Source organism: Gulosibacter hominis (assembly GCF_904842695.1).
Lineage (GTDB): Bacteria > Actinomycetota > Actinomycetes > Actinomycetales > Microbacteriaceae > Gulosibacter > Gulosibacter hominis.
Map to the genome: position 1 here is coordinate 241,753 of NZ_CAJGWQ010000001.1, position 13,866 is coordinate 255,618.

The window sequence follows — 13,866 nt, forward strand, 5'->3', positions numbered from 1 at the left end:
TTGTGCCTCCGGAGGGCTGTCGATGTCCACTACCGTTCACTCCCCTGCCCGCCGCGGACGCCCCGGTAACGATCGAGCCGATGTGGTTGCCGCGGCGGTCGCGCTGTTCAATCAGCACGGCTACGAGGCAACTTCCGTGGGGATGATCGCCGAACGACTCGGTGTTTCAAAATCAGCCATCTATCACCACGTGGCGAGCAAAGAAGAACTGCTCAAACAGGCCCTCGACCGCGCCTTGAACTCGCTTGAAGCGGCTCTTATGTCAGCACAGGCCCACAATCCTCAAACGCCGGAGGAACACCTGCAGCAGCTCGAAACTCTGATTCGGGCAACTGTCGACGTGCTCATCGACGAACTCCCGTCGGCGACGCTGCTGCTGCGGTTGCGCGGTAACACCGAGCTGGAACGCGCCGCGCTCGATCGGCGCCGCAAGTTCGATCACGCTGTGGCGCGCATGGTGGCATCAGCTGCCGATGCTGGCGACCTCGCCTGGCGCAGCGACACCCGCGCCACCACGCGCCTGGTGTTTGGGATGATCAATTCGATTATCGAGTGGTACAAACCCGGCGGTTCACTCGGCCCCAAACAGCTCGGCGATCTCGTGGTCGCCATCGTATTTGAGGGGCTGCGACACTAGCTATTCGCCGCCTCCCCTACTCCCCGCCGAGGGCCTGCTCCTCCCGCTTGCCCGCAAGGGTGAGCACGTCATAGTTGGCGATCGTCTCGCCGTCCTGGTTCAGTAACAGTGCATCCCACACGACCTCGGCGTAGTCTTCCGATTCGCGCGGCGTGATGCGTTTAGCGGTCAGCTCTACCCGCACCGAGTCGCCGGGCGACACCGGCTGCAAAAAGCGCAGATTATCCATCCCGTAGTTGAGGTACACGGCGCTGCGGCCCGGGGCCACAAACAGCCCGGCGGCCCAACTCACCAGCAGATAGCCGTGCGCCACAATGCCCGGGAAAAACGGGTTGGCTTCCGCCGCCTCGGGATTGGTGTGTGCGTAAAACACATCACCGGTGTCATTGGCGAAACGAGTGATGTCGTCGAGGGTCACCTCGCGCAAATCACTGATGAAAGCGTCACCGATACGCAGCGTCTCGAGCGACTTCCGGAACGGATGCACGGCGCCATCAACACCCTCGGGGGTGGCGTTGAATTTTTCGCAGCCCACGCGCACCTGATCGGCGCCGAGGTGCCACTGCCCGGTCACCGCGGTGAGCAGATTCGGCGACCCCTGAATCGCAGTGCGCTGCATGTAGTGGAAGACCGCGCGAATACCGCCGAGCTCTTCACCGCCGCCGGCGCGGCCAGGGCCACCGTGCACGAGGTGTGGCATCGGAGAACCGTGTCCGGTCGAGGTCTTGGCGTCTTCGCGGTTGAGCAGGTGGATGCGCCCGTGATAGCCGGCGATTCCGCGGGAGATTTCGGCAACCGCAGCCATGTCATTGCTGCAAACCGTGGCGACCAGCGAACCGTCGCCGAGGGCGGCAAGTTCAACTGCTTCCGACACCGATCCGTAGCCCAGTACCGAGGTGACCGGCCCGAACGCCTCGGTCGAGTGCACCGCCGGCGCCCGATTATCGGCCCAGCGCAGCACGATCGGTTCCATGAATGCGCCGGCACCCTCGCGCAGCTCATTCGAACCGATCACAATTTCACCGCCACCGGCAACCAGGGTGTCGACTGCGGCGCGCACATCCCGCAGCTGGTCAAGTGAGGCGAGCGCCCCCATTGAGGTGTGTTCATCGCGGGGGTCACCCACCCGAATCTTGTCGCCGACCCGTTCAGCCAGCGCAGCAATTACCGGCTCGACCAGCTCATTCGGCACGATCACCCGGCGAATCGCGGTGCACTTCTGGCCGGCCTTCGCTTGAGTTTCACCCACGACCGAACGGATGAAGGCCGCGAACTCGGGCGTTTCGGGGGTTGCATCCGGCCCCAGAATCGCCGCGTTGAGCGAGTCTGCCTCGGCGGTGAACCGCACCCCACCGGTCGCCACGTTCGGGTGCGCCCGCAGCGTGTCGGCGGTCTGCTTCGACCCGGTGAAGGCGACCATATCGCGGTAGTCGAGGTGGTCGAGCAGATCGCGTGCCGAGCCCGAGATTAGCTGCAGCGCACCGTCGGGGATGATGCCCGATTCGACAATCATGCGCACACACGCTTCGGTGATGTAACTGGTGGGCGTTGCGGGTTTCACCACCGAGGGAACTCCGGCAACGAACGCCGGCGCGAATTTTTCGAGCATCCCCCACACCGGGAAGTTGAACGCGTTGATCTCAACCGTAATTCCGGGGATGCGGGTGTAAATGTGCTCTCCCAAAAACGATCCGTCTTTTGAGAGCCGCTCGGTCTTGCCATCAATCACCACGTTTGAGTTGGGAAGTTCGCGGCGGCCTTTTGAACCATAGGTGAACAGCACGCCGATACCGCCGTCAATATCGATGAAATTGTCTACCTTCGTGGCACCCGATCGGGTCGAAAGTTCGTAGAGCTCTACCTTGCGTTCAGTGAGGTATATCGCGAGCTCTTTAAGTTTGAGCGCGCGCTGATGGATGGCGAGCTCGCCAAGCTGGTCACGTCCGTTTTGGCGTGCGTAGTCGATCACGCTCGCGATGTCGAGACCCTCAGCAGACACGGTGGCGATCGGCTCATCGGTGCTGGCATCGAGCACCTCTCGACCGACCGTGCCGGCGGCGGGAGTCCACCAATCACCGCGCACATAGCTGGCAACGTAGTTCGATGGGGTCGGTGCAGTTGAAGTCATCATCGTCCTTCTGTTCGCTGCGCATCATCGCGCGGTCGAGCGTTGATATCCCGACCAATCGGTCAGAAATACGTCTCTACACTACTGGAAGCACCTCAAAACCGCGGCCCCGAACAGAAAGACGCACCTATGTCGCAAGGCCCACCCGTTCGATACCACCCCTGGACCATCACCCTCGGTGAACTGGATGAGCGTATGGGCATTGAGATCGTCGAACAGTCGGCGCATCGGGTGGTTGCCAGGATGCCAGTTGCCGGTAATCGGCAATCGCACGGCCTGATGCACGGCGGAGCATCGCTGGCGCTCGGTGAGGCGGTTGGCTCGTGGGCCGCGGTGATTCACGCTTCCACCTACGGGAAGGTTGCTGTCGGCGTGGATGCATCCGGCACCCACCACGCTTCCGCTCGCGATGGCTGGGTGCGGGCCACCGCCACGGCAATCCACCTCGGCCGCACCCTCACCTCGCACGACGTGATTATTGAGCACGAACAAACCGGCGCGCGCTTGTGCACCTTCCGCATCACCAATGCCGTGATCGACCGCAAGATTCCCGGCTTTGAATATGTGCCGGTGAGTGACTAACTGTGAGCAGCACACTGCGGGCCGGAATTGCGCAATAGCATCCCGGCCCGCAGTGAAGCGTTAGGTCCAGTCGTAGAACCCTTTTCCGCTCTTGCGGCCAAGCTCTCCGCGCTCGACCATTTCGCGCAGCAGCTGCGGCGGCGCGAACCGCTCCCCCAGATGTTCGGAGAGATATTCGGCGATGCCGAGGCGCACGTCGAGTCCAACAATATCGGTGGTTTTCAGTGGGCCCTGCGGGTGGCGGTAGCCGAGTTCCATGGCCGCATCGATGTCTTGGGCACTGGCGACTCCTTCTTCAACCATGCGGATTGCCTCAAGCGCGATGGCCACCCCGAGACGTGAGGATGCAAAGCCTGGCGAATCTTTCACCACCACCGGGGTTTTGGCGAGCTGTTCCACCCAACGGGGTGCGGCTGCAACTACATCCTGACCGGTCTTCGGCGCAATCACGACCTCGATGAGTTTCGAGGCCGGTACCGGGTTAAAAAAGTGCAGCCCCAATAAGCGCTCTGGCCGGTTGAGGGGTTCGGCCAGATCAGCGAGCGAAATCGACGAGGTGTTCGAGGCCAGTACGGCCTGATCGCCAAGCACGGCTTCTGCCGCGGTGAGCGCCTCAAGCTTGACGTCAAAGTCTTCGAACACGGCTTCAACCACGAGGCCGCAATCACGCAGCTGGTCGTAGTCGAGCACCACCTGCAGTCGCTGCGTAACCTCGTCGAGGTTTGCGTCGGCGGCGCCAAGCTCAATCGACTTTGCCACCGAGCGCTCGATGCGCTCCACTGCCGCCTGCAGCGCAATGGGCTCACGCTCGATGACGGTGACACGACTGCCGGCCATGAGGAAGGCGTGGGCGATACCCCCGCCCATGCGACCACCGCCGATAACGCCAACGTGGTCGGGAATCTTGGTCAGATCAGACATGGCTCAACTCTCCTGTGCGTTCGATTCGTTTGCGGCGGCGCGCTCCGCCTCGCGCTGCGCTCTGCGGGCGGCGCGCTGATCGAGAAATCCCTGCATCCGCTCAAATTTTGCTTCCGATTCAAAAAGGATGCCTTGAGCGAGCGTGTCAATAACGGGGTGTGCTTCGCGCGGGGTGTGGAAAACCGCTTTGGTGATGCGCACGGCCAGCGGATCCTGCTTACTGATGCGATCGGCAAGCGCGTGTGCTGCCGGTAGCAATTCGTCGGCCTCGTGCACCTCGGTGATGAGGCCACAGGCGAGTGCCTCACTGGCAGTGAGTTGCCGGCCGGCGAGCAAGATTTCTTTGGCGAGCGGTTCGCCAACCAGCTCACGCAGGCGCCAGGTGGCGCCGGCAGCGGCGAGGATACCGAGCGCGGTTTCCGGATTACCAATCTTGATGTCCGGCGTGGCGATACGAAAATCAGCCGCGTAGCCGAGTTCGGCGCCGCCACCGAGCGCGTATTTTTGCATCGCGGCGATCACCGGCATTGGCAGCCGCGCGATGCGATGAAAAATCGTTGAGTTGATACCGGCGAGGGCGTCGTCTCGACGGCGTTCTTTTAGCTGCGCAATATCCGCACCCGAGGCGAACAGCCCGTTGGCCCCGGCGATAATCAGCGTGCGCGGATCCCGTTCAAGTTCGGCACACACCGCGTGCAGCTCATCGACCATCTGCTGATCGATGGCGTTGCGAGTGGCGGCGTGGTCGAGTACGACCTCAACACGGTCGGCGCCGACGGTCACCCGCAGGCGTTCCCACTGCATGTCGTTGAGTGTGTCGACGCTCATTTAACCGCCTCCAGCAGCACTGCCTGCCCCTGGCCCACACCAATACACATGGTGGCCAGGCCTCGCTCGGCGCCCTCCTGCTCCATGCGGTTGAGCAGCGTAATAGCAATACGTGATCCCGAGGATCCCAGTGGGTGACCGAGCGCGATTGCGCCACCGTTGCGGTTGACGATCTCCGGGTCGAGACTGAGCTGATCCATACACACAAGCGACTGGGTGGCAAATGCCTCGTTAAGTTCGACAGCGCCGAGGTCGGCCACCGACCAGCCAGCACGATCGAGCGCCTTGCGGGTTGCGGGAACCGGCCCGATGCCCATGATCTCAGGTTCGAGGCCGGCCGCAGCGCCCCGCACGACACGAGCCCGCGGTGTGAGTCCATATTTTTCGACCGCCGCCGACGACGCAATCACGAGTGCCGAGGCCCCATCGTTCAGCGACGACGAGTTGCCAGCGGTCACGACTCCCCCGGGCTTGACCACCGAGCGCAGACCGGCCAGCGCCTCCATCGTGGTTCCTTCCCGCGGCCCTTCATCGGTGTCGACCACGGTCACCTGGCCCTTACGGCTCGGAACCTCAACGGGCACGATTTCGTTGTGAAAGCGACCGCCGTGAATGGCGTCGAAGGCGAGCTCGTGTGAGCGCACCGCGAACGCGTCGGCAGCTTCACGGCTCACCTGAAAAACTTCGGCGACTTCTTCAGCGGTTTCGGGCATCGAATACAGCATCTTGCCGTCACGACTGAGTTCACCCTCGGCAAACTTGGGGTTCGGGAAACGCCAGCCGATGGAAGTGTCAAATGATTCGCCCGGCTTCGCCCAGGCTTTGGCTGGCTTTTCGACAACCCACGGAGCACGGCTCATCGACTCAACGCCGCCGACGACCACGAGATCTGCGTCGCCGGCCTTAATCGCCTGGGCGGCCGAAATGATCGCTGTCATACCGGATGCACAGAGCCGGTTGACGGTGTAGCCAGGCACGTTCAGCGGCATTCCGGCCAGCAACCACGCCATTCGTGCCACGTTGCGGTTTTCTTCGCCGGCACCGTTGGCATTTCCGAAAATCACCTCATCGACGTGCTCTGGGTTGATCTTTGCGCGTTCAATAACTTCGCCAATCACCAGCGCCGCCAGATCGTCGGGGCGCACCGGTGCGAGCGCACCGCCGTATCGACCCACCGGAGTGCGAACACCATCGATGATGTATGCCTCGGCCACTTGAACTCCTTTGTTGTGAACCATGCCTATTGACACTTTACGCATTTTCGCGCGTAATCCTGACCGCAGCGTCAGTATTGCTTGGTTCAGATGACCGGGTCATTGAGAGGACATGAACGAATAGTCCCGCGTGTGGCGCAAGGGCCACCACGCGGGACATTACCGACACGGAGACTCCCTAGCGCTTTTGCCGCTTCCCAGCAGCACCGACGAGTGCCATCACGATGACCGCACCGATCGTCGAGAAAATCCACATGAACGGGTTCCAGAATCCCCAATTCGCATCACCCGGCAGCAGCAGCCCGGCGAGAAACCCGCCGAGTGCAGCACCCAGGATGCCCAGCACAAGCGTGAGCCACCAGGGGTAGCTCTGCTTCATAATTGCCGATGCAATGAGCCCGACGATTATGCCCACGATGATCCACGACAAAAAACCTAGTTCAAACATCCGTACTCCCTCTCGCTTCTACCTCAGTTTGTAGTCACTATTGTCGTGCACTGCCGCGAGCTAATGCTGAAAGCACGGGTCAATGCCCGCGAGTCTCCGCGATTTCACGCCAGCGGGCGACGTAACGCGGCTGCAGCTGCGAAAACGTGAAACACACACCCACCACCATCACCCAGGTGAAAAACAGGAACAGTTCCGAGACGGTGATCGCGGGCAGAGCGCTAATTACGAGCCCGCCACAGGCGCTAGCAAACGCATCCCCAACGCTGAGCCTGGTGACTTCTCGCTCACCGAACATCCTGCTACCGGCAGTCAGCGCGAGCATGATTCGATAGCCGAATGCATAGCCGGCCGCCAATGCCACTGACATCACGACCCAACCCAGCAGCACCGACACGAAGCCAACCCGCTGCAGCTGAAATTCGAGCATCCCGGTGCCGAAATAAAACAGAAAAAATGACAGCAGCCAGGCGATAAGCGTCACCCAAAAAATGGGCCGCATAAGTTCGCGGGGTTCGCCACGTACCTCATAGGCACGGATGCGATAGATACCATCATCGCGCCGCTCGCGACGTCGAAAAAGCTTCACTAGTTCCCGCTGTAGTTCTGGGTGGCGGCGACGAACCGTTCAAGCTGTGTCAGCGCGCGACCCGACTCAATCGTGTCGCGGGCCACGGCAATCTTTGCGATCAATCGATCGCGGATTGGTTCTTCCGCGCTATCGGGGTTGCGAGCCAGATCAAAGGCGACCATGCCGGCAGCGGCGTTCAACAGCACAATGTCCAAAACTGCGCCCTCAACGTTTCCGGCGAGCGTTTCACGCAATATCTGCGCATTCTCTTCCGGCGTGCCGCCGATCAGTTCTTGCATCCGGTAGGTGCCGAGACCAACATCACGTGGATGAATATCGTGTTCGGATACATCCCCTCGGCACACCTCCCAGATGCGCGAGTAGCCCGTGACCGTGAGCTCATCCAGCCCGTCATCGCCGCGGAAGACCAGCGCCGCCGCACCACGAGTGCGGAATACACCGACAACGAGCGGAATCCCCTCGCGCTTGGCGCAGCCAACGGCACTGGCTTCGGCGCGGGAGGGGTTAGTGAGTGGGCCCAGATAATTAAAGATGGTCGAAACACCCAGCTGTTTGCGCACCGGTGCCACGTGCCGGAATCCGGGGTGGAAAAGCGGTGCGGCGAGGAAGGTCATCCCCGTTTCTTCGAACACCTGGCTGAGCTCAGTTGAATTATTGCCGTGACGAGCGCCGAGCGCGGTGAGCACATCGGTCGCGCCCGACTTAGCCGACGCGGCACCGCCACCGTGTTTAATAACCGGCACACCAGAACCTGCGATCACCATCGCCGACATGGTCGATACGTTCACGGTGCCAACCATGTCACCACCGGTGCCAACGATGTCGACCGCCCACGGCGTAATGTCAATCGGCGTCGCATTGGCGAGGATGGCATCGCGAAAACCGACAACCTCTTCTACCGTCTCACCCTTGGCACGCAAGGCGATCAGCCAACCGGCCAGCGAAGCATCTGATACTTCACCGGTCATGATCTGTTCCATAGCCCAGGTTGCCTGGGCTACCGACAGGTCTTCGCCGCGCAGCAGCGATTCGATCATCTCGGGCCAAGTCTGAAGTTGCGTCATGGGCATCAGTGTACGCCGCCTTACTAGCCGCTAAATGCAGTTGATCAGGCAGAACCTTCACACGGTTTTCTAACGCGAGTCGCGTCGAAACTTGGCCAAACTGAGAAATCGGTCATAATGGACAGGTGACTTCAGCAACATCCATTTCAGGCGCTCCGCGCGTCCATCGTCCAAATACCCTTGCGATCGGCACGATCGTCTGGCTCGGCTCGGAAGTTATGTTCTTCGCGGGCCTATTCGCGATCTACTTCACGCTCCGCGCGATGGCGCCGGAGCAGTTCGTGGCCGGACACGACGTGATGAACATTCCGTTCTCTACGATCAACACGCTCATCCTGGTGTCCAGCTCGGTCACCTGCCAGTTCGGCGTTGCTGCCGCCGAACGCGGACAGCGTTTCCGTGAGAATGGTCGTCTCGGGGTAATCGAGTGGTTCTACATCACCTTTTTCCTCGGTTCGGTATTCGTTGCTGGACAGATTTTTGAGTACGCCACGCTCGTCTCCGAGGGTTACGTATTCAACCTCAACCCCTTCACCAGTGCCTTCTATATGACCACCGGCTTCCACGGTCTCCACGTGATCGGCGGTCTGTTCGCGTTCCTGCTCACCATCGTGCGCATGTATGCCGTGCGTCGGATGGGCCAGCGCGAGGCATCGATGGCGATCGCAGTCTCGTACTACTGGCACTTCGTTGACGTTGTGTGGGTCGGACTGTTCTTCGTCATTTACATCCTTCCGTTCATTTCTTAGTAGCCAGGAGAGCTCCACATGTCACTCGTCACTAAGAAGGCTGCGAAGAAGTCACGCAAGCGCAGCCGCCGCACACCGCTCGCCTCCGCAGCGCTACTCGGCATCGGCCTCCTGGTTGCCGGCAGTGCGTACGCGGCCGTCGACACCGTCACCGCTGCTGAGGGTGACACCGCTGTCCCCCTCGACAGCGCCCAGACTATTGCCGCAGGTGAGTCGCTGTTCAACGCCAACTGCGCTACCTGTCACGGCATGAACGCCGTCGGCACCGAGAACGGCCCGAGCCTCGTCGGTGTTGGCGCGGCGGCAGTCGACTTCCAGGTTGGTACCGGTCGTATGCCGATGCAGATGCACGGTCCGCAGGCTCCGAAGAAGGCTCCGCAGTTTGATGAGGTACAGACTCACCAGATGGCTGCCTACGTCGCATCGCTTGCTCCCGGCCCAACTATCCCCAGCCGTCAGTGGTTGACCGAGTCGGAAGCTGACATCGCCCACGGCGCCGAAATCTTCCGCATCAACTGCGCCATGTGCCACAACGTTGGCGCCGCCGGTGGTGCGCTCACCGAGGGTAAGTTCGCCCCTGAGCTGCAAACCGTCGACCCGGTTCACCTCTACGAGGCCATGGTCACCGGCCCCCAGAACATGCCGGTGTTCAACGACGCGAACCTCAGCCCCGAGGACAAGCGCGACATCATCGCCTCGATCCGTTGGATGACCGACAACACCTCGTCGATCGGTGGCTACAACCTCGGTGGTATCGGCCCGGTTGCTGAGGGTCTGTTCATCTGGATCTTTGGTATTGGCGGCGCTGCCGCCGCCGCCATCTGGCTCACCTCGCGCCCCAACTAGGCAACGCGAACCCATAACTTCTGATTTCTGCTGCACCTCCTTCTAGAAAGGGAATTCCTCATGGCTCAAGACGAACACGGCGGGGAGCTTCGCACCGCCCATTCGTCGGACCGGTCGGTGAGTTCGGGGGCCGCAATCCTGGCGGATAGCGAGTTCACGAACCCCGGACTGCCCGACCACCACGAGCGGGTAACCGACACGGACCCCAAGAAAGAAAAGAACGCTGAGCGCGTAATCACCGTCCTGTTCTGGGTGTCGCTCGCTTCGGCGCTCTTTGCGACGGTCGCCTACTTCGCTTGGCCGATCGACCGCAACGACATCACCTCGGTACGCGGTAATAACTTCTTCCTCGGTCTTGGCATCGCCCTGAGCATGCTGACGCTCGGTATCGGCACCGTTGCCTGGGCGAAGTACCTCATGAAGGACAAGGAGATGGCCGAGGCGCGGCACCCGATCGCCGGCAGCCCGGCAACTCGCCAGCGGGTCAGCGAAATCTTTGCGCAGGCCGACGAAGAGTCAGGCTTCTCGCGCCGGAAGATGCTCCGCAACTCGCTCATCGGTGCGCTCGTGGCACTGCCGCTGCCAGGCATCGTGATGCTGCGTGACTTCTACAACGCCAACAACGAAAAGCCGGTGAAGCTGCTGCACCAGACCCTCTGGGGCGAGGGCGTGCGCCTCGTGCGTGACCCTTCGGGCACCCCGATCAAGTGGGCAGACGTCACCATCGGTTCGGCCTTCCACGTGATTCCGGAGACGCTCATCGAGCTTGAGGAGAACCACGACCCGAACTTCCTCAACGAGAAGGCCAAGGCCGTTGTGCTGCTCATGCGTCTTCCCGAAGAGCGTTTGAAGATCGATCCGGCCCGCAAAGACTGGTCGTTCAAGGGCATCGTCGCCTACTCGAAGGTCTGCACCCACGTTGGCTGCCCGGTGGCACTCTACGAGCAGCAGACCCACCACCTGCTGTGCCCTTGCCACCAGTCGCAGTTCGATGTCACCGAGCACTGCAAGGTGATCTTCGGTCCTGCTGGCCGTCCGCTGCCGCAGCTGCCGATCGCTGTTGACGACGAGGGCTACCTCATCGCCACCAGCGACTTCCACGAACCTGTTGGACCGACCTTCTGGGAGCGTCGTCATGACTACAACGTATAGTTCGCCCGTGGCCGAGGGCTCCCGCCTCGCAAAGGCCTCCAACTGGATTGACGAGCGCACCAGCATCTCGGGTGCGGTTAAGGAATTTGGTCGCAAGATCTTCCCTGACCACTGGTCGTTCATGCTCGGTGAGGTGGCGCTCTACAGCTTCATCGCCATCCTCATCTCGGGTACGTTCCTCACCTTCTTCTTCGATCCGTCGATGACCCACATGGTTTACGACGGCCAGTATGTGCCGCTCAAGGGTATGGGCATGTCGGCGGCTATGGCCTCGACACTCGACATCTCGTTCGACGTACGCGGTGGCCTGCTAATGCGTCAGGTGCACCACTGGGCGGCACTGCTGTTCGTTGCCTCCACGATGATGCACATGGCCCGCGTGTTCTTCACCGGTGCATTCCGCAAGCCCCGCGAGCTCAACTGGATCATCGGTCTCGTGCTGTGGATCATCGCCATGCTCGAGGGCTTCAGCGGTTACTCGCTCCCCGACGACCTGCTCTCGGGTAACGGTCTGCGCATCGTAGACGGCATGATCAAGGCGATCCCCGGTATCGGTACCTGGATGTCGTTCTGGCTCTTCGGTGGCGAGTTCCCCGGCGACATGATCGTTGGCCGTCTGTACTCACTGCACATCATGATCCTGCCGGCAGCCCTCATCGCCTTCCTGGCGATGCACCTGCTGCTGATGGTCGTGCACAAGCACACCCAGTGGCCGGGTGCCGGCCACACCGAGCAGAACGTGGTCGGTAACCCGGTGCTCCCGGTGTTTGCCGCTAAGGCAACCGGCTTCCTGTTCATCGTTATCGGCTTTATCTACCTCATCGCCACCTTCTTCCAGATCAACCCGGTTTGGAACTACGGCCCCTACGACCCCTCACCGGTGTCGGCCGGTACCCAGCCTGACTGGTACATCGGCTTCGGTGACGGTGCGCTGCGTCTCATCCCGCCGGGCTGGGAGGTGCCGCTTGGTAACTACACGCTGAGCTTCGCCATTCTGGTGCCGTTCTTGATGATGGGCATCTTCGTGATCGGTCTGTTCGTCTACCCCTTCATGGAGTCGTTCATTACCGGTGACAAGCGCGAGCACCACCTGCTCGACCGCCCGCGTAACGCTCCTACTCGCACCGCTCTCGGTGCGGCGTGGATCAACTTCTACGCGACCATGTGGGCGGGTGCATCGTCAGACCTCATCGCCACGCACTTCCACATGGCGATGGAGCACGTGATTCACTTCCTGCAGTTCTGGCTCATCGTTGGTTCGGTGATTGTGTTCATCGTCGCCAAGCGCTGGTGCCTCGCACTGCAGCGTCGCGACCGCTCGCTGGCATTGCACGGTATTGAGTCGGGTCGTGTGATCCGCCTCCCCCACGGCGAGTTCCAGGAGGTCGAGGTTCCGCTCGAGCCGCACGACCAGTGGCAGCTTGTTTCGTACGAGTCGTACGCGCCGATCACCGCTCAGCCCGACCCGAAGACCGGTAAGGTTCGCGCGGGCCAGAAGTTCCGTGCGACCCTGTCGCGCTGGTTCTACAGCGACCGAGTCGAGGCCCCCACTGCAGCCGAGATCGAAGCGGCACACGCAGCACACCACGGCGAGATCGAGCGCTAGTTCGACGCACCTTCGCTGGCGGGCGGGATGTTCTTCGGAATGTCCCGCCCGCAGGCGTTTCCGCGTGTCGCCCCCCCCCGATTCGCTCTTTGCGCGTCGGGTAAGGTATTGTTCTCGACAGCGGATCTGTAGCTCAGTTGGTAGAGCGCCACGTTTACACCGTGGATGTCGTCGGTTCGAGCCCGGCCGGATCCACCATTTCGTGTCTGGGATGCTTCGCAGTTTCGTTTGCTGCCGAGCATCACATGTCTGACTCCCCGACTCTCGGCGTTCGAAATTTTTCTCAATTCACCCAAGAGCATGCGGTATTCAGTCTGCCTTGAACGTCACTGTGGTCAGCTAGTCGGCAACTACACTTGCACCCGAGGAAACGGCATCGTGAGTTCTTCGTCATCGCCCTACAGCAACGGGCAACCTTCTGACGGCGAGACGCACACTACTCCCCCGGTTTCAGGAGCAAACAATGGGCAGCACCAGCAAGCTCCCGGCAGCGCAGACGGCGTCTGGACCAGCGGTGGTGCGCAGTGGCAGTCCGAAGGCGCGCAATCGCCATACGCATCCAGCAATGCATCCACACCGGGACAGCAGCCACCCCAATACCAGCAACCGTACGGTTCGCCCATCGGCCCGACGATGTATCCCCAAGAGAATCCCTATCGGATTCAACCTCCGGCAGCGGGTAACGAAACCTGTCTCGGTTGCGGCTCGATGGGATGCCTCTTCGGCGTGATCTTGCTCTCGTGCGTGATCCTGATCTTTGTGATGATCTGGATCCTCGGTGGCGCTATGTGGGCAATCCGATAGGCCTGAGCGAGCTACTCCGACATAGTTCCGCAGGGAAGTTCAATGTCGATTGTGGCCGTGACCGCATAGTCGGTTCCCGAGACCACCTTCCCCGAGACACGGAGTCCGTCCTCGTCAAGTTCAATCTTGGTCGCTTGCGTCTCGTCGCCGTACCAAGCCTGGTTCTCTTCGATCAGCAAAAGCAGTGTGCGTTTCCCCGGCCCACCGTGGCCTGCTGTCAAGCTGGGGTACTGCTCGCTTTTCTGCGGTGAACTCGCCAATAGCCACGGTTCATCCGTACTGAAATTACAGCGCA

General features: G+C 61.2%; 14 protein-coding genes and 1 tRNA gene. 7 read left to right on the forward strand and 8 right to left on the reverse strand.

Going from position 1 to position 13,866, the window contains the following annotated elements:
- The first annotated feature begins 22 nt into the window (after positions 1 to 22).
- Complete coding sequence (locus tag JMV54_RS01115) at positions 23 to 637, forward strand: TetR/AcrR family transcriptional regulator (protein ID WP_201517036.1); 615 nt, start codon at positions 23 to 25, stop codon at positions 635 to 637.
- 16 nt (positions 638 to 653) lie between these two features.
- Here the strand turns inward: JMV54_RS01115 and paaZ are convergent, their stop codons facing one another.
- Positions 654 to 2,765, reverse strand: coding sequence for a phenylacetic acid degradation bifunctional protein PaaZ (paaZ, locus tag JMV54_RS01120; RefSeq protein ID WP_201517037.1), 2,112 nt, complete (start codon positions 2,763 to 2,765; stop codon positions 654 to 656).
- Between the two features lie 129 nt (positions 2,766 to 2,894).
- On the opposite strand from paaZ, the gene JMV54_RS01125 reads away from it, so the two are divergent.
- Positions 2,895 to 3,347, forward strand: a complete 453-nt coding sequence (locus JMV54_RS01125; RefSeq protein ID WP_201517038.1) for a PaaI family thioesterase — start codon at positions 2,895 to 2,897, stop codon at positions 3,345 to 3,347.
- Between the two features lie 60 nt (positions 3,348 to 3,407).
- On the opposite strand, the gene JMV54_RS01130 is transcribed toward JMV54_RS01125, so the two are convergent.
- From JMV54_RS01130 to trpD, 6 genes are all read right to left on the reverse strand, one after another.
- Positions 3,408 to 4,268 carry a 3-hydroxyacyl-CoA dehydrogenase family protein gene (locus tag JMV54_RS01130; RefSeq protein WP_201517039.1) on the reverse strand — a complete coding sequence of 287 codons (861 nt, stop codon included), beginning with the start codon at positions 4,266 to 4,268 and terminating at the stop codon, positions 3,408 to 3,410.
- A 3-nt stretch (positions 4,269 to 4,271) separates the two neighbouring features.
- The gene (locus JMV54_RS01135; protein ID WP_201517040.1) at positions 4,272 to 5,096 is read right to left on the reverse strand and encodes an enoyl-CoA hydratase/isomerase family protein; all 825 of its coding nucleotides are present in this window, start codon (positions 5,094 to 5,096) and stop codon (positions 4,272 to 4,274) included.
- A complete protein-coding gene (locus JMV54_RS01140; RefSeq protein WP_420842070.1) occupies positions 5,093 to 6,334 on the reverse strand; it encodes a thiolase family protein in 1,242 nt (413 codons plus the stop codon). The genes JMV54_RS01135 and JMV54_RS01140 overlap by 4 nt, the downstream gene beginning before the upstream one ends.
- Positions 6,335 to 6,488: 154 nt before the next feature.
- Complete coding sequence (locus tag JMV54_RS01145; RefSeq protein ID WP_201517042.1) at positions 6,489 to 6,758, reverse strand: GlsB/YeaQ/YmgE family stress response membrane protein; 270 nt, start codon at positions 6,756 to 6,758, stop codon at positions 6,489 to 6,491.
- Positions 6,759 to 6,837: 79 nt separating this feature from the next.
- Complete coding sequence (locus tag JMV54_RS01150; RefSeq protein ID WP_201517043.1) at positions 6,838 to 7,347, reverse strand: hypothetical protein; 510 nt, start codon at positions 7,345 to 7,347, stop codon at positions 6,838 to 6,840.
- Entirely contained in the window at positions 7,347 to 8,414 is a 1,068-nt protein-coding gene (trpD, locus tag JMV54_RS01155; protein WP_201517044.1) for an anthranilate phosphoribosyltransferase, read from the reverse strand. Before trpD ends, JMV54_RS01150 begins: the two co-directional genes overlap by 1 nt.
- Positions 8,415 to 8,539: 125 nt before the next feature.
- On the opposite strand from trpD, the gene ctaE reads away from it, so the two are divergent.
- The 5 genes from ctaE (at position 8,540) to JMV54_RS01180 (ending at position 12,965) form a co-directional block, all read left to right on the forward strand.
- Positions 8,540 to 9,163 (forward strand): aa3-type cytochrome oxidase subunit III, encoded by a 624-nt coding sequence (ctaE, locus tag JMV54_RS01160; protein ID WP_201517045.1) that lies wholly within the window; start codon positions 8,540 to 8,542, stop codon positions 9,161 to 9,163.
- Between the two features lie 18 nt (positions 9,164 to 9,181).
- Positions 9,182 to 10,009, forward strand: a complete 828-nt coding sequence (gene qcrC, locus JMV54_RS01165) for a cytochrome bc1 complex diheme cytochrome c subunit (RefSeq protein ID WP_201517046.1) — start codon at positions 9,182 to 9,184, stop codon at positions 10,007 to 10,009.
- Positions 10,010 to 10,069: 60 nt separating this feature from the next.
- Complete coding sequence (qcrA, locus tag JMV54_RS01170) at positions 10,070 to 11,161, forward strand: cytochrome bc1 complex Rieske iron-sulfur subunit (RefSeq protein WP_201517047.1); 1,092 nt, start codon at positions 10,070 to 10,072, stop codon at positions 11,159 to 11,161.
- Positions 11,145 to 12,767 carry a cytochrome bc1 complex cytochrome b subunit gene (gene qcrB, locus JMV54_RS01175; RefSeq protein ID WP_201517048.1) on the forward strand — a complete coding sequence of 541 codons (1,623 nt, stop codon included), beginning with the start codon at positions 11,145 to 11,147 and terminating at the stop codon, positions 12,765 to 12,767. The genes qcrA and qcrB overlap by 17 nt, the downstream gene beginning before the upstream one ends.
- A gap of 122 nt (positions 12,768 to 12,889) precedes the next feature.
- Positions 12,890 to 12,965 (forward strand) — tRNA-Val (locus JMV54_RS01180).
- A gap of 617 nt (positions 12,966 to 13,582) precedes the next feature.
- Here the strand turns inward: JMV54_RS01180 and JMV54_RS01185 are convergent.
- Positions 13,583 to 13,792, reverse strand: a complete 210-nt coding sequence (locus tag JMV54_RS01185) for a hypothetical protein (RefSeq protein ID WP_201517049.1) — start codon at positions 13,790 to 13,792, stop codon at positions 13,583 to 13,585.
- Positions 13,793 to 13,866: the final 74 nt, after the last annotated feature.